Below are 19,070 nucleotides of genomic sequence, written 5' to 3' on the forward strand. Positions count from 1 at the left end.
CAAGGAGATTCGATGAGCATCACCATCCCTGGATTCCGCGCGCCTTCAGTCAGCGTCGAGCGCCCGTCGTTGCGTTCGCCGGCTGTGCTGCGCACCGAGGTGCTGGCTGGCCTGGTCGTGGCGCTGGCCCTGATTCCCGAGGCGATCGCGTTCTCGGTGATCGCGGGGGTCGATCCGCGGGTGGGCCTGTTCTCGACGGTGACCATGGCGATCACCATCGCCTTCACCGGCGGGCGGCCGGCGATGATCACGGCCGCCACCGCGGCGGTGGCGCTCGTCGTCGCCCCGGTGGCGCGGGAATTCGGGGTGGGCTACCTGGTCGCCACGATTCTGCTGGCCGGGGTGTTCCAGATGCTGCTCGCGTTCTTCGGGGTGGCCAAGTTGATGCGGTTCATCCCGCGCAGCGTGATGGTGGGCTTCGTCAACGCGCTGGCGATTCTGGTGCTCGTGTCGCAACTGCCGCATCTGATCGACGTGCCGTGGCTGGTGTATCCGCTGACCATCATTGGCGTCGTGCTCATGGTGCTGCTGCCCAAGGTGACCACCGCGGTGCCCGCGCCGCTGGTGGTGGTGCTGGCGTTGACCCTTGCGGTCGTGGTGTGCGGCTGGGATGTGCCCGATGTGGGTGATCAAGGGGCACTGCCGGATTCGCTGCCGATTCCCGGGCTACCGCATGTACCACTGACACTGCATACGTTGCAGGTGATCGCGCCCTACGCGCTGGGTGCGGCGCTGGTCGGGTTGTTGGAGTCGTTGATGACCGCCAAGCTGGTCGACGACATCACCGATACCCCGTCGAACAAGACCCGCGAAGCGTGCGGGCAGGGCGTGGCCAATGTGGTCACCGCGTTGTTCGGCGGCATGGGTGGCTGCGCGGTGATCGGGCAGACGATGATGAATGTCAAGGTCGCCGGGGCGCGGACCAGGCTGTCGACGCTGCTGACCGGAGTGTTCGTGCTGATCCTGGTGGTCTCGCTCGGTGATCTTGTCGGGCGCATCCCGATGGCCGCGCTCGTCGCGGTGATGATCGTGGTGTCGTTCGCGACGTTCGACTGGCACAGTGTGGCGCCCCGGACCCTGAAGGTGTTGCCGCGCAGCGAAACTCTGATCATGGTGGTCACCGTCATCGCGACGGTCGCCACCGGGAACCTGGCCATCGGGGTCTCGCTCGGGGTGCTCACGGCGACGGTGGCGTTCGCGCGTCGCGTCGCACACTTCACCTCGGTGTCGGCGGTGACGGGGTTGGACGGCACGCGGACCTACCGGGTGCGCGGCGACCTGTTCTTCGTGTCCAGCAATGATCTTGTGCACCAGTTCGACTACGTGGGCGACCCGTCCAACGTCATCATCGACATGTCGGGCGTCTCGGTCTGGGACGCGTCGTCGGTCGCGAGTCTCGATGCGATCAGGCTCAAGTACTCGTCGCGCGGGAAGACTGTCTCGTTCATCGGGCTTGACGGGGCGAGCCTGGACCGGCTGAACCGGTTGTCGGGGCGGCTCGGGGTGTGAATGTGTCCGATGTTTGTTCGGCGACGGCCTTGCGGGTCTGTTGATCACGGCAGCCACATCTGTCACGGATTTCTTGGGGAGGGCCGAGTGCCCGGCTGTGAGCGACTTTTCAGCGACAATCGCCACACAGGCAACTGAGTCACGCCAGTCCCTTTGTCGCTGAGCACTTTCGTCTGTCCAGCACCGCTGGCCCCATCGGCCTCATCTGTCCAATGCCCGCCTGTCAGCGACACTGTCGCTGACAGCCGGCACCTCAAATTCTGGTGCGCACGAGGCTCAAGATACCCAGAGTGACGCAAGTACAGATCGGCTCTGTGGCCACAGATACTTGCGAGCCTCCTGAGGCGATTGTCGCTGAAAAGTCGCTGACAGGCGGGCAACTCGACACATGCTTCCCGCCTGCGACACGCCCGAGGCGACCCACGCCGGCCCAGCGCTCGGTCAGTTGAACGCGGTGCTGCCGGGGACGGCGTGCGTTTTGCTGATGAGCTTGGCGTAGCAGTGGTCGGCGTCGAAGCCGTTGGAACTGCACCAGTACAGTGCCCCCGCTGAGTTGGGGAAGCTGATCGGTGCGATGGTGACCCAGAAATTGGGGGCGTCGAATGTCGACCAGTCGCCCGACCACAGCAGTTTGGCTCCGTAGCGCTCGCGCAGCTGCAGATGCTCTTGCAAGGTCAGGACGTTGTCCCAGGTGACTCCCTCATCGACAACCCCCGGTCGCTTCGAGCTCAGTTGCGGCACCCAGCGATCGGCACCTTCGGTACTCACCACGGCGTGGTCTTCCTCGGCAATCTGGCGGAGCTGCTGGAAGCTCGTGGACTCGGGGTCACGGGCCGCGGTGGGGATATACGACGGTGTCGGCGGAGGTGGAGGGGGCGCTGCCGGCACCGTCTTGTAGACCGTCTCGGCCGTGACCGTCACGCTCGGCAGGGGTGGCACGATTGTCGGAGTCGACGCGGAGTTGACGTCCGGCGCAGTGCTTTTCGGAATGAGTAGGCCGATGACGAGGCCGACCGCACCGAGCAGAAGCGCGCCGACCACTCCGATGACGGCGAGGGGTGCCCACGTTTGGCGAGACCCGGGCCCGGCAGCGTGAGGTGCCAGGGCTGCGATGGGCAACGGCGGTGAAAAGTGCGATGCCGCCATCGTTTCGGCGCTGGCGGCCCTCGCTTGTTCCGGAGTGCACTGCAGCGCGCGCTGCGCGGCACGCGCCAAAGCGCCGGCGCTTCCGTATCGGTCGTCGGGTTCCTTGGCCATGCCCCGTGCGACGACCGCATCCACAGACGTAGGGATGTCCGGGCAGACTGCACTGGGCCGCGGCGGCGGGGCAGAGAGATGAGCGGCGATCAGCTGCTCGTAGCTGTTGGTCGGAAACGGTGCATTGCCGGTCAGCGTCTCATGCAGCACGCATGCGAGGGAGTAGACGTCTGCGGCCGGCGAACACGGCGCGTCACCGAACCGTTCTGGGGCCATGTAACCGAACGAGCCGATGTGCATGCCCGTCTGCGTCAGCCCCGAATCGCCTCGAGCCTGTGCGATACCAAAGTCCAAGAGGTACGCGAAGTCGGAGGGCGTGATGATGATGTTCTGGGGCTTGACGTCGCGATGGACCACACCTTGGGCGTGAGCGGCATCAAGCGCGGCGGCGATCTGCTCGATAATCGACACCACGCGTTGCGGAGCCAACGGTCCGGTACGGATGCGGTCGTGCAGCGTCTGACCACGGACCAGCCGCATGTCGATGTAGAGGTTCCCGTCGATCTCGCCCCAGTCGTGAATCGGCACGACGTGGGGATCCTGCACGTTCGCCACTGCGTGGCACTCGCGCAGGAACCGGACCCGGAAGCGTTGGTCCTGCGCGTACTGCTCACGGAGGATCTTCAGAGCGACGGTCCGGTCCTTGTCGAGATCATGAGCCTCGTAGACCTCGCCCATGCCGCCGCTGCCGAGGAGGGCGGTCAGCTCGTACCTACCGAACCTGCTGCCCACACGCGTGTTGTTCTTGATCATCCTGTGCCTCCTCGACTGGCGAACAGGCGAACGTAGCGCGGGGTGCCGACAAGCCAGGTCGACGCATTCCGGCCCACCCGTCCCGCGCATCCGTCGACAATTCTGGACATTAGCCCTCGTGCGCGGCTGCGGTACCGATTCCTGGCGAAAGCTCATGCGTGATGACATCGACGGACGCCCAGCCGAGACTTGAGTTCTGCGCAGAACGAGGAAGGGCGGTGTCTGATGGCTGGTATTGATCAAGCAGCGCTGGCGGCTGCAGTGGCGGAATGGGGGGATGCGACGGTCGAAATTCTCGCTCCCTCACTACAGACACGCGCCGTGGTTCCCCAGACATGGTGGCCGGTCGCTGAATCGCTAGATCCCGAGGAACGCAAAGGCGTTGCGTTGGCGCTGTGGAACAGCGAATTCCTGGACCTGGTACCACGATTCGACGAGGCGTTACGCTCCGCGCTTCTCGACGTTCGTGTCGCTCAGCATTCATGGCGAGGTACGCCCACCTTGGACTACGTGGTTCGAGCCAGGGACGGCCGGCCCAAGGTATGGATGGGCGAGGACGCGCGGACATTCGGACCTTCAGAGCCGCCGATGTTTGACTCGCTACCTGGTCCGGCTCGCACATTCCTACGGCAGGTTCACGCTGGATTTACCACTCTCAACGGCAAGTCGTGTGGGCTGATGCCTCCTTCCGACATGCAGACGCTTGCCGACAGCTGGAGCCACCCCGGCGACGGTGATGTTGCCGAGTGCTGGGATGCGTCGACCTATCCGTTTCCCGGCACTCAGCGCCTACTACTCATCTCCGAGTACGGAGGTCACCCGTACTTGTTCATTTCACCGGATTTGCCGGCCGGGACTGCGGTTACATACTTCGAACCCGATTTCGAAGTCACATCGTTCGGCGGAGCGCTCGACGAGTTTTTGAACAAGCCACTGGGGTACTGAGTGATCACAACGCGGTTCGGTGTCGTCGTGACGGGCCCACGGGTGAGGGCCATTCGGCGGAGGCAGCTGCCCGAGATCGTGCCGATGCCCAGTGACAATTGGCGCGCAGCCAACCCCAGCAATCGCCGTAGGCTCAGCGCATGCGACTCATCGCCGTTGCCGCCGCGCTGTTCGTCGCGCTGTCGGTTGGCGTGAGTGGTGGCTGCACCGGTGCGCCCGACCGTGAAGAGGAAGCGCTCGGCATTCGAGACCGCATCGCGGCGATGCCGGGAGTGGAAGATGTCGACCTGATCTATGACAACGGCATCCTCGAGGGCACACGGTTCGAACTCAAGGTCGACATGGCGCGGGCCAGTGATGAGCAGGTCGGCGCGGTCGCCGCGCAACTCGACGAGCTACGCGGCGATGACTTCGCAAAGTTCAGCCAGCGGATGGAAATCGGTGTGGCCGAAGGGACCTCGGTCTCGGGAAGCGGCGGTCTGCCCGACGGTATCGACCAGCTGACCGGACTGCTGCGTCGCCTTCGTTCAGACGCTCCGGCTGGTGAAATCAGATGGTCCGGTGGCGCCGCGTCGGGCACATCGAAGATACGGATCATGGAGGCCGAGAAACCGGGTGCCGCGGTCGACGCCGTCCTGCGCATCTTCGCCGACCGGACGCCCAGTGACATCGAAGTCTCCGCGGCTGACCGGGTCGCCGACCCGCACTGGATGATCGTCAACCGGTTGAGTCTCGCCGATAAGCAGCGCATCGACGGGCAATTGGCCGCGGCGGCGCCTGCTGATCCAGGCTGGATCGGGGTCCGGGACGGGAGGATCGAACGCCTGACCTTCAGCGTGCCGGCCCCGGCGACCGCTTATGAGGACGTGGTGCGGACCATTCACGGGATCGAGGCGGGCCCGGCACATCCGGTCAGCCTCCTCTGGCACTGGGCCGACGATCCGTCCCGCTTCAACGAGCCGCGCTGGGCAGGCAGCGCCATGATCGGCAAGTGCGACTACGTCAACGGCGACCGCACCAAGTCCGAACCGCTCCTCCCCGACGCATTGGCGCTGCAACAGCGCATCCGCGACGAGTTCGACACCTGCCTCAAATAGCAGTGGATCCCACGTCCGGTCACGGGGCGCCGGCTGGCGTCAACCGGATGGCGGCCAGGTGCTCACGATCGACTGCCTCGGTGAACTCCTGCAGCGTAGGGATGCGGTGATCGCGGAACGTCAACCCCATCATCCGCTGCGCGCGTTTTACGCCGTAGAACTCGGCGCTGCGCCGGCACAAGGCTGCGACGGTCGCAGGGTCCGTGATGAGTTCGCCCCGCATGGTCGTGGTCTGGCCGTCGTATAGGACTTCGGCAGGGGCGCCGTCGCGGAAGTTGTGTTTCCACGGCGCGTCGGTGATGGCGTAGAGCGTGTTGTCGATGAGGTGCGCGCTCAACGGAATCGCATACCGCCGTCCGGTCTTTCGGCCGCGGACCGTCACCACCATGAACTGCTTGCGTGTGGGCCCGGCGAGCGGTGTGCGCAGCAGGAACCGCAAAGTCGGGTTGACGACACGCATCATGACCGCCGGCGGATGTGCCAGGGTGATCGCGGGTGGCAGCTCTGTCATGCCCTCACGCTAGGCCGATTGCCGGGCGTTGCCCAGGATTCAGATTGCCCGCGGCGACCCCGCCCGTGATGGGCCCCGACCCTGCTACTGTCCAGCGCAATCGGCGAGGGGCAGGGTCATGAACGCAATAGCCGGAATTCGGCAGATGATGGGTCAGATCTTCGAGTCGGGGCATGCGGTCGTACGCCTCGTCGACCGGGGCATCATCGAGCCCCTGGATATCGGCGCCGTTGTGCGCAGCGCCAAACTTGCCCGCCAGTTCGGGCCGCAGGCCACCATGGCGATCCAGGGCGGGCGCCGGTATGCGGACCTGCCGGCGATCGTCGACGAACGCGGCGCGTTGACCTATAAGCAGGTCGACGACCAGTCGTGGGCGTTGGCGCACGGCCTGCAGCGCCTGGGGCTCAAGGAGGGCTCCGTTGTCGGGCTGCTGTGCCGGGATCATCGCGGCCTGATCATCGCGATGGCCGGCTGCGGCAAACTCGGTGTGCGACTGGTGCTGATGAACACCGGCTTCGCCAAGCCGCAGTTCGCGGAGGTCTGCGCCCGCGAGGGTGTCAGCGTGGTGATGCACGACAGCGAGTTCCTCGGCCTGCTCGACGCGCTGCCCGCTGAGCTTCCGCGGATCCTGACCTGGGTCGACGACGGTGCCCAATTACCCGAGGGCGCGCAGACCATCGAGGACATCGTGGCGGCGAATCCTGCCGAACCGCTGCCCCCGCCGAGCAAGCCCGGCGGGTCGGTCATCCTCACCAGCGGCACCACCGGTCTGCCCAAGGGCGCTCCGCGGGACACCGTGTCCCCGTTTGCGACCGCGCAGATCGTCGACCGAGTTCCGTTCCCCCGCAAGGGAACCATGGTGATCGTCTCGCCGATCTTCCACAGCACCGGCTGGGCCACCTACCTGGTCGGGGCGGCGCTGGGTAACAAGGTGGTGACCGCGCGGCGGTTCAACGCCGAGGGCACGCTGAAGCTGATGGCCGAGCACAAGGCCGACATGTTGGTGGCAGTGCCGACGATGCTGCACCGGATGGTCGAACTGGGCCCCGAGGTGATCGCCAAGTACGACACGTCGGCGCTGAAGGTGATCCTGATCGCCGGGTCGGCGCTGAGCCCGGACCTGTCCACCCGGGTGCAGGACGTCTTCGGCGATGTCTTGTACAACATGTACGGCTCCACCGAGTGCGCCATCGCCACCATCGCGACTCCGGCCGAATTGCGGGCCGCGCCGGGAACCGCGGGGCGTGCCCCGGTGACCTGCGAGGTGGTGCTCTACGACGAGAACGATCAGCGCGTCGAGGGGGCCAACCGTCGCGGCCGGATCTTCATCCGCAATGGCGCGCCGTTTCAGGGCTATACCGATGGCCGCACCAAGCAGATCATCGACGGCTACATGTCCAGCGGCGACATGGGTCATTTCGACGCCGACGGACTGTTGTTCGTCGACGGTCGCGACGACGACATGATCGTCTCCGGCGGCGAGAACGTCTTCCCGCAGGAGGTGGAGAACCTGCTCGAGGAACGCGACGACATCGCCGAGGTGGCGGTGGTCGGTGTGGATGATGTCGAGTTCGGAAAACGGTTGCGGGCCTTCGTTGTTCCGGAACCTGGCGCCAGTCCCGACGGGGCCGAGATCAAGCAGTACGTGAAGGACAATCTGGCTCGGCACAAGGTGCCCCGCGATGTGGTGTTCATCGAGGAGCTGCCGCGCAATGCCACCGGTAAGCTGCTGCGCCGGGTGCTGGTCGAGATGGACGTCGATTCCTAGTCGATTGCGGCCGGCGGCGCTGCGCGCCACCATGGCGGTATGGCCGGCTTCGTAGAAATCCGGGCCTACGCCGAGCTCAACGACTTTCTCGGCCCCGAGTCGCGGGGCCGGGCCGTGCGCCGTCCCTGCCAGAGCCATCAGACCGTCAAGGATGTTCTTGAGGCGATGGGCATTCCGCACACCGAGATCGACCTGATCCTGGTGAACGGGGCTCCGGTGGGCTTCGAGCACCGGCCGGCAGCCGGGGATCGCATCGCGGTGTATCCGATGTTCGAGGCGCTCGACATCGGGTCGACGGCCCGGCTGCGCCCGGAGCCGCTACGTGATCCGCGGTTCGTGATCGACGTCAACCTCGGTCGCCTGGCGCGGCTGCTGCGGGTGCTCGGTTTCGACGTGTGGTGGTCCAACGACGCCGACGATCAAACGCTGGCCGACATCAGCCTGGAGCAGCAGCGGATCCTGCTGACGCGCGACCGTGGCCTGTTGAAGCGTCGCGCGATCACGCACGGCTTGTTCGTCCATTCCCAGCAGCCGGAGGAGCAGACGCTGGAGGTGCTGCGGCGGCTGGATCTGCGACGGCGGGTTGCGCCGTTCACCCGGTGCGTGCGGTGCAACGGCACATTGGTCCCGGTGACGAAGGAGCAGGTGATCGATCGCCTTGAGCCACTGACCCGCCGCTATTACGACGAATTCGGTCGCTGCACGAACTGCGGGCAAATCTATTGGCCCGGAGCGCATTTCGAAAGATTGACCAGTCTCGTCGATGGAGTCCTCGACCAACTCTGATCGGCCGGCGTCGCTCCCGTTCTCAATATACGGGTGGGGGTGGGGCTTGTGGCAAGGCCCCTGACGTGCTGCACAATCTGTCGATCCGTGACGAGATGGGGGAGTTTGTGACGAGTACGCCGAAACCGTTTGAAGTGCACGAGTCGGGTCCGCTGCTGCACGGCACCAAGGCCGATCTGGCGGTCGGTGATCGCCTGGTGCCCGGACGCGAATCGAATTACCAAGCCGGGCGAATCATGAACCACGTGTACGTCACCCGAACATTGGATGCCGCGGTGTGGGGAGCCGAGATGGCGGTCGGTGAGGGGCGGGGCCGCATCTACATCGTCGAACCCGAGGGTGCGCTGGAGGACGACCCGAACGTGACCGACAAGAAGCTGCCCGGCAACCCGACCCACTCCTACCGGACCCGTGAGCCGGTGAAGATCGTCGGTGAGATCACCGACTGGGTAGGGCATTCGCCCGAGCAGCTGCAAGGTATGCGGGACACCTTGGCTGATCTTCGCCGGCAAGGGCTCGACGTCATCTACGACTGATCCGCCGTGGCAAGTGGTCCGGGGCCGCCCACGCAGGGCGGCCCCGGACCGCACCGGCTACGGCGTCAGCTCCACGGTGACGCCTCCGGAGAACATCGAGTCGTGCAGTTCGATGCGTGCCGGCACCGCGGCCGCCGGCATGTCGTAGACCAGAGACACGTCGACGGCATTGCCGGGGTTGATGTCATCCCACACCGGGATGTCTGAATCGCCCAACGCGATCTGAGCTGATGAATCGCTTTCGAAACTGCGGCCCTGGGTGTCGAACAACTTCTGGTTCGACGGGCTGAATCCCTGCGCGCGGTCACCGATGTTCTCCACGCTGACCGTCACGATCACGAACTGGCCCTGCGCCTGTTCCCGCAGGTACGGATTGTCGCCGACCTCGGCCAGCCCGGGCCGCACCGTCTTGACGACGAACTGGAACTTGCCGTCGCGCACGGGCGTGTTGAGCTTCGCGGCCGGGGTCTCCTCCTCGGTAGGTGCCTGTGCGGCAAGCGCGGCGCCGGCCGTGCGATCGGCGTCCTCCTTCTTGTCGTTGTCGGAGAAGACGGATGCCAGGGCCATGAACGCGACGGCGCCGATGACCAGTGCGGGCCATTTGCGCTTCTTGGCGCGGGCCGGCAGCGGCGCGTACTGGTTGGGAAACCCCTGCGCGGCAGGCTGATTCGGATCACCGGGTTGCGGATACGGGTGGCTCATGAGCGTGTTCCTTCTGTCTGGCGCCTGAGCACCAGTGCCAGGCGAACAGGCGAACGTACAACCCGGTGCCGACAAGTTCTCTCCGGCGGCCGGACGCCGCCGCGACAAGATGGGCCGCTCGTTCGGCGACCTCACGGCCCGCTGGTGTCGGGATGAGCGGTGATCTGCATCGTGCTCAAGGTCTGGACTGAAAACCTGAACGACACCGTCGGTGGCGGCATTGTGCGCGTCGGTCCGTTCGCTCGATACGGGGATTTGGCCCCAGCCCCCGTACCCTTCCATGGTGACCGCGATCGATCCCGACCAGCTCAGCACGTGCCTGCGGGTGCTTTCCGAGGTGCATGAACTGCCGCCCGAGCACCCCGACGCCGTTGCTGTGCGCCGGGCCACCGCGAAGATGTTCAAGGCGGTCAAGAAGGCCCGTCGGGACGCCAGACGGGAAGCGGTCGCGGCCGCTGACCGGGCCGTCATCGCCGCGACCGCCACCGGTGCGCCCGGACGCATCGACGACGAAACTCAGGGTCTGCCGTTGGTGTCCACCGCGGTCGGGGCCAGTGCGGGCACGCTGCTGCGCTCGCGGGCCTGCTACATCTGCAAGACCCACCACACCGTGGTCGACGCGTTCTACCACCAGCTTTGTCCGGAATGCGCCGCGGTCAACCGGGCCAAGCGCGATGCCCGCACCGACCTGACGGGGCGCCGGGCCCTGCTCACCGGCGGGCGCGCCAAGATCGGCATGTACATCGCGCTGCGGCTGCTGCGCGACGGCGCGCACACCACGATCACCACCCGCTTTCCCAACGATGCGGTACGCCGCTTCGCCGCGATGGAGGACAGTGCCGACTGGTTGCACCGCCTGCGGGTGGTCGGAATCGACCTGCGCGACCCGGCGCAGGTGGTCGCCCTGGCCGACGAGGTTGCCGCGCAGGGGCCGCTGGACATCCTGATCAACAACGCCGCACAGACGGTGCGCCGCCCGGCCGGCTCGTATGCCGCACTGGTCGAGGCTGAGCGCACCCCGCCGCCGGCGCTGGTGGACGTGATCACCTTCGATCACGTCAGTGACGCGCACCCGCATGCCCTGGCCGGCAGCCTCGGCGAGCACCCCTCGGCGCATGCTGTGACGTCGCTTGCACTGGAAGCCCGCAGTGCGTCACCGGAGCGGATCGCCGCCGGGACTGCCATCGACGCCGGTGGGCTGCTGCCCGATACCGCATCGGTCAACAGCTGGACCCAGCGCGTGCACGAGGTCGACGCGATGGAGCTCCTCGAGGTGCAGCTGTGCAATCAGACCGCGCCGTTCATTTTGGTGAGCCGGCTGCGCCCGTCGTTGGCCGCCTCCTCGGCCCGGCGCAAGTACGTGGTGAACGTGTCGGCGATGGAAGGCCAGTTCGGCCGGGGCTACAAGGGGCCCGGGCATCCGCACACCAACATGGCCAAGGCCGCGCTGAACATGCTGACCCGCACGAGCGCGGGGGAGATGCTCGAGCAGGACGGCATCTTGATGACCGCCGTCGACACCGGCTGGATCACCGACGAGCGTCCCCACCCGACCAAGCTGCGGCTGGCCGAGGAAGGCTTCCATGCCCCGCTGGATCTGGTGGATGGCGCTGCGCGCGTGTATGACCCGATTGTGCGCGGGGAGTTGGGCGAGGACCTGTATGGGTGTTTCTTGAAGGATTACTCGCCGGCGAGTTGGTAGAGACTTCGCGCCCGGCTTCGGCATCTATCGGGTGCAGCGCGCTCGCAGAACGTCGTGCTGCGCAGCGGACTCTGGGCAGGCATCTGCGGCTTTCCTTGTGCCAGCGCGTAATTCAGCGATGCGGGCGATCACGTCGTCGTAGCACAATCCGGATTCGGCGAGCAGGGACCCGATCACTGTGCCTGTCCTGCCCTTCCCACCCCAGCAGTGCACGTATACGTTTCGGCCGGCATCCAACTCGGAGTGGATACGCGCAAGGATTGCGTCGTAGCCTGCATCATCGATGACGCCGTAGTCGGGAATCGGATGCGCGAAGTACCGCGCTGTGCGCCCGGAGTTCTCGGCTGCCGCTCGGAGAAGTTCTCGGTAGGGCGTCAGACGGTCACCGTCTGTGGTGAGGTCGATGACGGTGTCGATTCCGGCGTCGAGTAGGGCGCGGATCTTGGCTTGTGCGTTCTCGGGTGTGGTGGCACCCGGGTATTCGCCGGCGAGCAGCCGGTTCGGCTGGACCCACCACGCGTGAAGGACATCGTCGTGCGGCCACTCCATGTTGCAGAGGTTAGCGACCTCAGGCGAGCTGGCCGAGCGCCGCTGCGACCGCGGCGCGGACCGTGGTGGAAACGGCTTCCGGGGACGACGCGTCGAACTTGCCGTCGAGGTGCAGGAAGGCGAGGCCGTGCACGAGCGCCCACACGGCATTCGCCATCGCATCCGGATCTGATGTGGGAATCGCCTGCTGCACAATCGATCTGAGGTACTCGCTGATGGCCTCCACGGCGGCGACCCGTTCGGGGCTGGTGGGGTCGCAGGGTTCGGCGAACATGGCCCGGAACAGGCCAGGGCGTTTCAGCGCAAAGTTCACGTAGGCGATGGCGATGTCGGCGAGATCGTTCGGCGTTTTCGGAGCGGGGCTCGCCGCTGCCAATTGGCCGGCCAGATCCCGATAGCCCACCGCGGCGACCGCGGACAACAACGCGTCACGGTCGGCGAAATGCCGATAGGGCGCGGCGGTGGACACGCCCGCGCGCCGGGCCGCCGCGCGCAACGAGAGCTCGGTCGCGCCGCCCTCCTCGAGCAGCTCCAGGGCGGCCTGCACGAGCGCGCTGGGCAGGTCGCCGTGGTGATACGACCTCGTTGACGTGGGCATTCGGGACCTACCTCACAAGTGTTGACACCGCTTACATCTTGGTCGTATGTTAGCACCCAGTAGAAGTAAGCACTGTCAACATCGTTAGGGAGTTCGCATGTCGAGCACGTCGGAGGAATTGTTCGCGCCCCTGCAGCTGAGGTCCGGCCAGGTCCTGCGCAACCGGATCGCCAAGGCGGCCATGGAAGAGGGCATGGCCGGGCGGGCGCAGCTGCCGGACGGGCGCCTGATCGCGCTGTACCGGCGGTGGGGCGCCGGCGAAGCCGGCCTGCTCATCACCGGCAACGTCATGGTCCATGCCGAGGCGATGACCGGTCCGGGTGGCGTAGTGCTCGACGCCGACTCCCCGCTGGAACCGTTCGCGGCGTGGGCGCGGGCAGGCAAGGGCGACGGTGCGGGTATGTGGATGCAGATCAGCCATCCCGGTCGTCAGGTTCAGGCCAACATGCCGGGCGTGGTCTGGGGACCGTCAGACGTCGCGGTCGAGCTAGGCCGGCACTCGAAGCGATTCGGCCAGCCCGACGCGATGACGGCTGAGCACATCGCCGACACCATCACCCGCTTCGCGACCACCGCGCGCCGCGCCGAAATGGCCGGATTCGACGGCGTCGAGGTCCATGCCGCGCACGGATACCTGTTGTCGCAGTTCCTGTCTCCGCTCGTCAACACCCGCACCGACGAGTGGGGTGGCTCGCTGGAGAACCGGGCGCGACTGCTCCTGGAGATCGTGCGAGCCGTCCGCGCCGGGGTAGCGCCGAGCTTTTCCGTTGCGGTGAAACTGAATTCAGCCGACTTCCAGCGCGGCGGCTTCGACGCCGACGACGCTCGCAAGGTGATCGACATGCTCGCCCCGCTGGGCGTCGACTTGGTCGAACTGTCCGGTGGCAGCTACGAAAGCCCCGCCATGACCGGCCGCCCGGCCGATGATCGCACCGCTTCTCGTGAGGCGTACTTCCTGGAATTGGCGGCCGAGCTCGCCGTGAGCAGCCCCATTCCGCTGATGCTGACCGGTGGGATCACCCGGCGCACGACTGCCGAGCGGGTGCTGGCCAGTGGCGTCTCCGTGGTCGGCATGGCCACCGCGCTGGCCGAAACCCCCGACCTGCCCGCGCGCTGGCGCCGGGGCACGGAGGCGACCGGACACCTGAAGCCCGTGACCTGGTCGGACAAGCCGCTGGCCTCCAGCGCCAGCATGGCGATGGTCCGCTACCAGATGCGCCGGCTCGGGGCGGGGAAGAAACCCGTGCTGGGTGTCGGACCGGCTTTCGCGCTGGTCGCAGATCAACTGGTGTCGCGACGTGCCCTCCGTGGGTACTCACGTTGGTTGAAGTCCCGGCCACGGCCGGCCCGCGTTGTTGGTACGCAACACGTTTAAGAGGAGGCGGACCATGACGAAAGTTCTGATGGTGATCTCGGCGGCCGACCGCTGGACACTCAACGACGGGACAGTGCATCCGTCGGGCTATTGGGCCGAAGAGGTGGCTCGGCCGCACCAGATTTTCACCGAGGCCGGGTGGGAGATCACGGTGGCGACGCCGGGCGGTAAGGCACCGACGCTCGACCAGCTCAGCCTCGGCATCTCCGGGGGCATGCCGTGGAAGCGTCGGGAGGTCAAGACCTATCTCGACAGCATCGCGAACGTGCTGGCCCATCCGGTCGCGCTCGACACTGTCAATGCCGACGACTACGACGTGGTGTTCTACCCCGGCGGGCACGGCCCGATGGAGGACCTCGCCTACGACCCGGTCTCCGGCGCACTGCTGGCTGAGCGGTTGGCGTCCGGTCGGCCACTCGCGCTGCTGTGCCACGCACCGGCGGCGATCCTGGCTGCTTCTGGGCCGGACGGAGTCTCCCCGTTCGCCGGGCGGCGCATGACAGGCCTGTCCAACCGCGAGGAATTGTTGAATAGCTTCGGACGCAAGGCGCCATGGCTGTTGGAGGACAAGCTGAAAGAGGCCGGCGTCGACTATTCGAAAGCGCTGCTGCCGCTGCGTCCCCATGTGGTGGTCGACGGCAATCTCTACACCGGGCAGAACCCGCAGTCCTCGGAGAAGTTGGCCGAGCGCCTGGTAGCCGACGTCGGGAGGGACTGATGTCTGTTCAAGATGTGGTCGAGGTCGATCTCGGTGGGCACCTGGTCACCGTGCCCAAAGGCGGTCTGTATGACCGGTTTCGGATGCACACCGATCTCGATGACGTCGCGCGTGATCCCCGGGTGTCCAGCGTCGACTTCTTCTGGCGGTTGCCCAAGACCGAGGTGAACTCGGCGATCGGCCCGACGCTGACGCCGAACTTCTACTACCGCATTTCCACGGCACGGCTGGTCATACTGGCCCGGTCCCGCGACATCCGTACTCGGCTGCCCAAAGCGCTCGCGCCCCTGGAGGTTGCGCCGGGCCTCGGGCTGGTGTCGGTGATGTTCTTCCGGTACGACGTGTGCGACATCGACTTCTACACCGAGGCCGCCGTCGGCGTCGCCGTCCGGCCGGCGCGGCACGGCAAGCTGGGCTTCGCCGATTTGATGAGTGGGTTGGCCAACGATCACCTGCACTCGTATGTGCTGTCGCTGCCGGTAAGCACCCAGATCGCCCAGGTGCGCGGGCATGACGGGTATGGCTTCCCGAAGTGGGTGACGGAGTTGGATGTCTCGATCGACTCGGGTCGGACTGTCGCGCGCGTCGGGAATGACTCCGGCGGGGTAGATCTGACGTTGTCGGCTGTGACCCCTGCGCAGTCGAAGTATGTGACGGGGGACCGGGTTTCGACGCTCACGTCGTACACGTCGCTCGACGGTGCGTGGCATTCCACGCTGAGTCAGACGAATGTGTTGTCGGCTGGGACGGCACGGTTCCCGCGAGGTGCAGATCTGGAGATCGGGCAGGGACGGATGGCGGACGACTTGCGGGCGCTCAAACCGATCAAGACCATCCAGCTCGATGTCGTCACGGAAGGCCAACTGGCACTGCACATGCCTGTGCCCGTGTCGGTTCGGGGTCGAGGTGGCGGCGCTGGCGGGACTGGGTCTGTCCGGGCAGCAACTGCGTTAGAAGATCGTCAAAACTCTTGACGATGCCCGTCCGCCTTTGTGTCCACCGGGCTGCGGCTAGTTGGTTTGTCGGCGCCTCGTGCGACGATGCGCGGTTCACTTCAAAACCAGGAGGTTGATATGAAGCGTGTATTGGTGGCCGCGGCAACGGTTGGTATAGCCCTAGTGCTGAGCCCGGTGGTGTCGGCTGAACCGTCATGGACTATGCCGAACTTGATCGGGTTGGACCTGCAGGGTGCGCAGGATGCGATCCAATCGTTGACCGATGGCGAGGTGTGGTTCAGCAGCTCGACTGATCTCACCGGCAAGAGCCGGGCCCAGATCAGCGACCGCAACTGGCAGGTGTGCAGTTCGACGCCGCCGCCTGGCATGAAGTTCAGCGTAAGCACCAAGATCGATTTTGGGGTGGTGCGGGTTTCAGAGGACTGTCCGTAAGGATCAAACTGACGGTGGGGCGTCGGAGCCGGATGTAACTATGGGGTTATGGACGGCTTCGACATCTTCGGCGGCGTACACGGATGCGCCGACAAGCTGAAGGGTCTGCTGACCAAGCTCGGATATAAATGTGGGGATGGTCTATGCTGGCAGTCCTCACGGCAGGCCGTATTCGTCGGTGACTTGATCGACCGCGGGCGGCAGCAGCTGGAAGTTCTGCGAATTGTTAAGCCCATGGTGGACAACGGCAGTGCACAGATTGTGATGGGTAATCACGAGTTCAACGCAATCTGCATCGCTACGCCCGATCCGCGCGACGATGCAGAGTTCCTACGCCCCCACAGCGAGAAGAACCGCGACCAGCATCAGGCCTTCCTCGAGCAGGTCACCGGTGAAACAGCGAACGCAATACCTCGATTGGTTCAAGACCTTCCCGTTGTGGCTCGACCTCGGCGGCATCCGCGTCGTACACGCCTGCTGGCACGAGGGTTCGATGAAAGCCGTTGAGCGTGAACTGGTTTCGAATCGATTCAACTCGATCGATCAGTTTGTGGAGGCCTCACGTAAAGGCGCTCGGCTGTACGAGGCGATCGAGGTGCTGTTGAAGGCTCCGGAGATCAGTTTGAGCAAGCACCGTCAACCCTCCTATCTGGACAAGATGGCCACAACCGGAGCAGTGCCCGTTGCGTTGGTGGAATGAGCGCCACCACGTTGCGTGATCTCGCCGAGATCGGTGAGGGAACGCCTGGAGTCGACGGGCAGCGGTATCCAGAGTTACCCGAGATCGTGGTGCCCGCCGATGAACGGTCGTACGTGTATGCGGGAGATGCGCCGGTGTTCTACGGCCACTACTGGCGGAAGGGCCCGCCGAGACACGGGATTGATTGGACGGCACGCACGGCCTGTGTGGACTTCAGTGCGGTGCGCCCTGGAGGTCGGCTGACTGCGTATCAGTGGTCAGGTGAACAGGAATTGCGCGTGGAGAACTACGTCAGCATCTAGACCAGCGTGCCGAGGTCCGCCGGCTCCCCGTTCCGGGACTGTGGAATCCGCGCTATCTGCGTTCCCGCAACCAGTGCCACGAGGGCGTGTTTGCGCACATGGACTTCGATGTCGTGCCTGGGATGGCCTCCGGTCTGCTCAGATGGCCCCCGGTGTGCCAACCTGAACCCATGACCGCACGATCAGCCGGAGGGGGGCCGCCGCCTGGAAGGAGGCCCCCCGCATCTTCGGCTTCCGTACGTGCGCGGATGGTCAAACAACGTCGTCGTGATACGGAACCTGAGCTGCTGGTCAGGCAGATACTTCACGCACGAGGCGTCCGATACCGAGTGGACTCCAGGCCGGAACCTGACCTCAGGTGTAAGGCTGACATCATCTGGAAAACGTGGCGTTTGGTGGTGTTCATCGACGGGTGTTTTTGGCACGGGTGTCCTGTTCATGCGACCAGGCCGCAAGCAAACGCGGATTGGTGGGCGCAAAAGCTCGACGGCAATGTGCAGCGTGATAGGCGGATGGACTCGGAATTGGCTGCACGTGGGTGGACAGTGCTGCGGTTCTGGGAACACGAGGAGCCCCGATCGGTCGCCGACGCGATCTGCTCGGCGCTGGACGACCTGCGCAACGCGCGGACATGAGCTGGATCAGTCTGTGGCAGTTGCCAATTCGTAATCGGGAGTCCTGATGCGCTGCTTGATGGGATTCTTCGAGGATTCTTTCCATGGCGCCTTGACCACACGATCGAGCTCGGCGCCGTCAACCTGAATGTCCAGAGCTTGCGCCAGTACGTGTACGGCCAGGCGTGGTGGAATCGCGTTCCCGATCTGTTGCCCGATGTCGCTACCAGACCAAGGGAAATCGTGCGGGAATGTTTGTAGGACGCCGGCTTCTTGATGCGAAAATCGGCCGACGTCACCGCTGGCCAACTGCAACCGGTTGCGCATTATCTTTCCGGTGACGGTGGCTGCCGGTTCGTCGGAGGTTCGTCGTCCGCGGTTTCGAGGGTCGCCGCCGCTCCCGTAGTTGGAGATGACGGTGAAGCCTGTTTCGCGCGCGAGTGCCTGGCCCATCGACACCCACGGTTCACGTCCCAGTGCTCCCTGGTTTGACGTGCCCTTTCTGAAAGGCTCGTGCGTCGGCGTCGGAAGCGTCACGGGCGTGTGCCCCAATCGTGCGATCAAGATCGCTCGACGACGGGTCTGGGGTACGCCGAATTCCTCAGAGCGGAGAATCCCGACCGCACATTTGTAACCTTGGCCTTCGAGTACCTTTGCGAATTCTCCCCACACGGGTAAGACTGCGGGGACTTGTTCCAGCACGATCGCCTTGAACGGGGCGCCGGTTCTGATCGCCAATAGCGCCCAACGCAACGGCTCGAGAATCAGTTCGGTGCGTTCGTCAGCGGACCAGCCGCGAATCGGATCGGCTTCGGGGTGCTCGATCATGCCCGGGATACACGCCACAACTTTTTCCAGGGCCTGTCGGCCGGTGCCGGTGCCGGCCACGGTGAACGTCTGGCATGGCGGTCCTCCTGTGAGGACAGTGGCGTCCGGAAACTCTGCCGGCCCATGCAAGCGAACGTCGCCCTGATCTGTTTCAAGTCCTGCCGCTGCCCGTGTCGCGCACGCACCCTCATCCAACTCGATCCCTTTGACAGGCATGCCGAGCCATGTCGCGCCCACATCGAGACCGCCGGGTCCCGCAAAAAGGTCGATTATCCGTCCGGGTACTTCATTCGGAGCTGGTTCCGGCGGCATGCCGATGATCGTAGCCGGCGTACCCGCCGTCGGGCGAGCATCTCGCAAGTACGGAACGGCTACCGCGTGACGATGGAACCATCTTGTGTAATGATCCGCCAGATATTGACGGTGGTGGAT

At 65.2% G+C, this 19,070-nt stretch carries 20 protein-coding genes and 1 pseudogene; 15 read left to right on the forward strand and 6 right to left on the reverse strand.

Going from position 1 to position 19,070, the window contains the following annotated elements:
• Positions 1-12 precede the first annotated feature (12 nt).
• Positions 13-1,509: a SulP family inorganic anion transporter gene (locus tag QQ25_RS06865; RefSeq protein ID WP_039378009.1), complete on the forward strand. Its 1,497-nt coding sequence runs from the start codon at positions 13-15 to the stop codon at positions 1,507-1,509.
• A 441-nt stretch (positions 1,510-1,950) separates the two neighbouring features.
• On the opposite strand, the gene QQ25_RS06870 is transcribed toward QQ25_RS06865, so the two are convergent.
• Entirely contained in the window at positions 1,951-3,519 is a 1,569-nt protein-coding gene (locus QQ25_RS06870; RefSeq protein WP_039378011.1) for a serine/threonine-protein kinase, read from the reverse strand.
• A 225-nt stretch (positions 3,520-3,744) separates the two neighbouring features.
• On the opposite strand from QQ25_RS06870, the gene QQ25_RS30810 reads away from it, so the two are divergent.
• Both QQ25_RS30810 and QQ25_RS06880 read left to right on the forward strand, forming a co-directional pair.
• Complete coding sequence (locus tag QQ25_RS30810; protein WP_131546114.1) at positions 3,745-4,464, forward strand: hypothetical protein; 720 nt, start codon at positions 3,745-3,747, stop codon at positions 4,462-4,464.
• 140 nt (positions 4,465-4,604) lie between these two features.
• Complete coding sequence (locus QQ25_RS06880) at positions 4,605-5,561, forward strand: hypothetical protein (protein WP_039378015.1); 957 nt, start codon at positions 4,605-4,607, stop codon at positions 5,559-5,561.
• 19 nt (positions 5,562-5,580) lie between these two features.
• Here the strand turns inward: QQ25_RS06880 and QQ25_RS06885 are convergent, their stop codons facing one another.
• Positions 5,581-6,072, reverse strand: coding sequence for a hypothetical protein (locus QQ25_RS06885; RefSeq protein ID WP_039378017.1), 492 nt, complete (start codon positions 6,070-6,072; stop codon positions 5,581-5,583).
• A gap of 118 nt (positions 6,073-6,190) precedes the next feature.
• Here QQ25_RS06885 and QQ25_RS06890 point away from each other — a divergent pair, with 118 nt between their 5' ends.
• From QQ25_RS06890 to arr, 3 genes are all read left to right on the forward strand, one after another.
• A complete protein-coding gene (locus QQ25_RS06890) occupies positions 6,191-7,840 on the forward strand; it encodes an acyl-CoA synthetase (protein ID WP_039378019.1) in 1,650 nt (549 codons plus the stop codon).
• Between the two features lie 39 nt (positions 7,841-7,879).
• Positions 7,880-8,626, forward strand: coding sequence for a Mut7-C RNAse domain-containing protein (locus QQ25_RS06895; protein WP_039378020.1), 747 nt, complete (start codon positions 7,880-7,882; stop codon positions 8,624-8,626).
• Between the two features lie 95 nt (positions 8,627-8,721).
• Entirely contained in the window at positions 8,722-9,162 is a 441-nt protein-coding gene (gene arr, locus QQ25_RS06900) for an NAD(+)--rifampin ADP-ribosyltransferase (protein WP_201774218.1), read from the forward strand.
• A 57-nt stretch (positions 9,163-9,219) separates the two neighbouring features.
• Here the strand turns inward: arr and QQ25_RS06905 are convergent, their stop codons facing one another.
• On the reverse strand, positions 9,220-9,864 hold the full coding sequence (locus QQ25_RS06905) for a DUF4352 domain-containing protein (RefSeq protein WP_039378021.1): 645 nt from the start codon (positions 9,862-9,864) through the stop codon (positions 9,220-9,222).
• Positions 9,865-10,147: 283 nt separating this feature from the next.
• Here QQ25_RS06905 and QQ25_RS06910 point away from each other — a divergent pair, with 283 nt between their 5' ends.
• Positions 10,148-11,566: an SDR family NAD(P)-dependent oxidoreductase gene (locus QQ25_RS06910; protein WP_039378565.1), complete on the forward strand. Its 1,419-nt coding sequence runs from the start codon at positions 10,148-10,150 to the stop codon at positions 11,564-11,566.
• Between the two features lie 24 nt (positions 11,567-11,590).
• On the opposite strand, the gene QQ25_RS06915 is transcribed toward QQ25_RS06910, so the two are convergent.
• Positions 11,591-12,115, reverse strand: a complete 525-nt coding sequence (locus tag QQ25_RS06915) for a protein-tyrosine phosphatase family protein (RefSeq protein ID WP_110812341.1) — start codon at positions 12,113-12,115, stop codon at positions 11,591-11,593.
• Between the two features lie 19 nt (positions 12,116-12,134).
• Positions 12,135-12,713 carry a TetR/AcrR family transcriptional regulator gene (locus tag QQ25_RS06920; RefSeq protein ID WP_039378022.1) on the reverse strand — a complete coding sequence of 193 codons (579 nt, stop codon included), beginning with the start codon at positions 12,711-12,713 and terminating at the stop codon, positions 12,135-12,137.
• Between the two features lie 97 nt (positions 12,714-12,810).
• Between QQ25_RS06920 and QQ25_RS06925 the strand changes: the two genes are divergently transcribed.
• From QQ25_RS06925 to QQ25_RS06950, 8 genes and pseudogenes are all read left to right on the forward strand, one after another.
• On the forward strand, positions 12,811-14,088 hold the full coding sequence (locus QQ25_RS06925) for an NADH:flavin oxidoreductase/NADH oxidase family protein (protein WP_039378023.1): 1,278 nt from the start codon (positions 12,811-12,813) through the stop codon (positions 14,086-14,088).
• A gap of 13 nt (positions 14,089-14,101) precedes the next feature.
• Complete coding sequence (locus QQ25_RS06930) at positions 14,102-14,806, forward strand: type 1 glutamine amidotransferase domain-containing protein (RefSeq protein WP_039378024.1); 705 nt, start codon at positions 14,102-14,104, stop codon at positions 14,804-14,806.
• Entirely contained in the window at positions 14,806-15,780 is a 975-nt protein-coding gene (locus QQ25_RS06935) for an acetoacetate decarboxylase family protein (protein ID WP_201774209.1), read from the forward strand. Before QQ25_RS06930 ends, QQ25_RS06935 begins: the two co-directional genes overlap by 1 nt.
• Before the next feature lie 66 nt (positions 15,781-15,846).
• Positions 15,847-16,194, forward strand: coding sequence for a hypothetical protein (locus QQ25_RS06940; RefSeq protein WP_234711863.1), 348 nt, complete (start codon positions 15,847-15,849; stop codon positions 16,192-16,194).
• Positions 16,195-16,242: 48 nt separating this feature from the next.
• Positions 16,243-16,701 (forward strand): metallophosphoesterase, encoded by a 459-nt coding sequence (locus tag QQ25_RS31555; protein WP_308205481.1) that lies wholly within the window; start codon positions 16,243-16,245, stop codon positions 16,699-16,701.
• Positions 16,688-16,894 (forward strand): hypothetical protein, encoded by a 207-nt coding sequence (locus QQ25_RS31560; RefSeq protein WP_308205480.1) that lies wholly within the window; start codon positions 16,688-16,690, stop codon positions 16,892-16,894. The genes QQ25_RS31555 and QQ25_RS31560 overlap by 14 nt, the downstream gene beginning before the upstream one ends.
• On the forward strand, positions 16,891-17,196 hold the full coding sequence (locus QQ25_RS31565; protein WP_308205479.1) for a hypothetical protein: 306 nt from the start codon (positions 16,891-16,893) through the stop codon (positions 17,194-17,196). Before QQ25_RS31560 ends, QQ25_RS31565 begins: the two co-directional genes overlap by 4 nt.
• 248 nt (positions 17,197-17,444) lie before the next feature.
• Positions 17,445-17,705, forward strand: a pseudogene (locus QQ25_RS06950) (very short patch repair endonuclease); the annotation flags it as partial.
• Between the two features lie 132 nt (positions 17,706-17,837).
• On the opposite strand, the gene QQ25_RS06955 reads toward QQ25_RS06950, so the two are convergent.
• Positions 17,838-18,950 (reverse strand): DNA cytosine methyltransferase, encoded by a 1,113-nt coding sequence (locus QQ25_RS06955; RefSeq protein WP_052235690.1) that lies wholly within the window; start codon positions 18,948-18,950, stop codon positions 17,838-17,840.
• Between the last annotated feature and the right edge of the window lie 120 nt (positions 18,951-19,070).

This window comes from Mycolicibacterium setense (assembly GCF_000805385.1).
GTDB lineage: Bacteria > Actinomycetota > Actinomycetes > Mycobacteriales > Mycobacteriaceae > Mycobacterium > Mycobacterium setense.

Excerpts from the sequence above, each read along its gene's own strand:
- QQ25_RS06865 (WP_039378009.1), top strand. The coding sequence starts at position 13 with ATGAGCATCACCATCCCTGGATTCCGCGCGCCTTCAGTCAGCGTCGAG.
- QQ25_RS06870 (WP_039378011.1), bottom strand. The coding sequence starts at position 3,519 with ATGATCAAGAACAACACGCGTGTGGGCAGCAGGTTCGGTAGGTACGAG.
- QQ25_RS30810 (WP_131546114.1), top strand. The coding sequence starts at position 3,745 with ATGGCTGGTATTGATCAAGCAGCGCTGGCGGCTGCAGTGGCGGAATGG.
- QQ25_RS06880 (WP_039378015.1), top strand. The coding sequence starts at position 4,605 with ATGCGACTCATCGCCGTTGCCGCCGCGCTGTTCGTCGCGCTGTCGGTT.
- QQ25_RS06885 (WP_039378017.1), bottom strand. The coding sequence starts at position 6,072 with ATGACAGAGCTGCCACCCGCGATCACCCTGGCACATCCGCCGGCGGTC.
- QQ25_RS06890 (WP_039378019.1), top strand. The coding sequence starts at position 6,191 with ATGAACGCAATAGCCGGAATTCGGCAGATGATGGGTCAGATCTTCGAG.
- QQ25_RS06895 (WP_039378020.1), top strand. The coding sequence starts at position 7,880 with ATGGCCGGCTTCGTAGAAATCCGGGCCTACGCCGAGCTCAACGACTTT.
- arr (WP_201774218.1), top strand. The coding sequence starts at position 8,722 with ATGGGGGAGTTTGTGACGAGTACGCCGAAACCGTTTGAAGTGCACGAG.
- QQ25_RS06905 (WP_039378021.1), bottom strand. The coding sequence starts at position 9,864 with ATGAGCCACCCGTATCCGCAACCCGGTGATCCGAATCAGCCTGCCGCG.
- QQ25_RS06915 (WP_110812341.1), bottom strand. The coding sequence starts at position 12,115 with ATGGAGTGGCCGCACGACGATGTCCTTCACGCGTGGTGGGTCCAGCCG.
- QQ25_RS06920 (WP_039378022.1), bottom strand. The coding sequence starts at position 12,713 with ATGCCCACGTCAACGAGGTCGTATCACCACGGCGACCTGCCCAGCGCG.
- QQ25_RS06925 (WP_039378023.1), top strand. The coding sequence starts at position 12,811 with ATGTCGAGCACGTCGGAGGAATTGTTCGCGCCCCTGCAGCTGAGGTCC.
- QQ25_RS06930 (WP_039378024.1), top strand. The coding sequence starts at position 14,102 with ATGACGAAAGTTCTGATGGTGATCTCGGCGGCCGACCGCTGGACACTC.
- QQ25_RS06935 (WP_201774209.1), top strand. The coding sequence starts at position 14,806 with ATGTCTGTTCAAGATGTGGTCGAGGTCGATCTCGGTGGGCACCTGGTC.
- QQ25_RS06940 (WP_234711863.1), top strand. The coding sequence starts at position 15,847 with ATGCGCGGTTCACTTCAAAACCAGGAGGTTGATATGAAGCGTGTATTG.
- QQ25_RS31555 (WP_308205481.1), top strand. The coding sequence starts at position 16,243 with ATGGACGGCTTCGACATCTTCGGCGGCGTACACGGATGCGCCGACAAG.
- QQ25_RS31560 (WP_308205480.1), top strand. The coding sequence starts at position 16,688 with ATGAAAGCCGTTGAGCGTGAACTGGTTTCGAATCGATTCAACTCGATC.
- QQ25_RS31565 (WP_308205479.1), top strand. The coding sequence starts at position 16,891 with ATGAGCGCCACCACGTTGCGTGATCTCGCCGAGATCGGTGAGGGAACG.
- QQ25_RS06955 (WP_052235690.1), bottom strand. The coding sequence starts at position 18,950 with ATGCCGCCGGAACCAGCTCCGAATGAAGTACCCGGACGGATAATCGAC.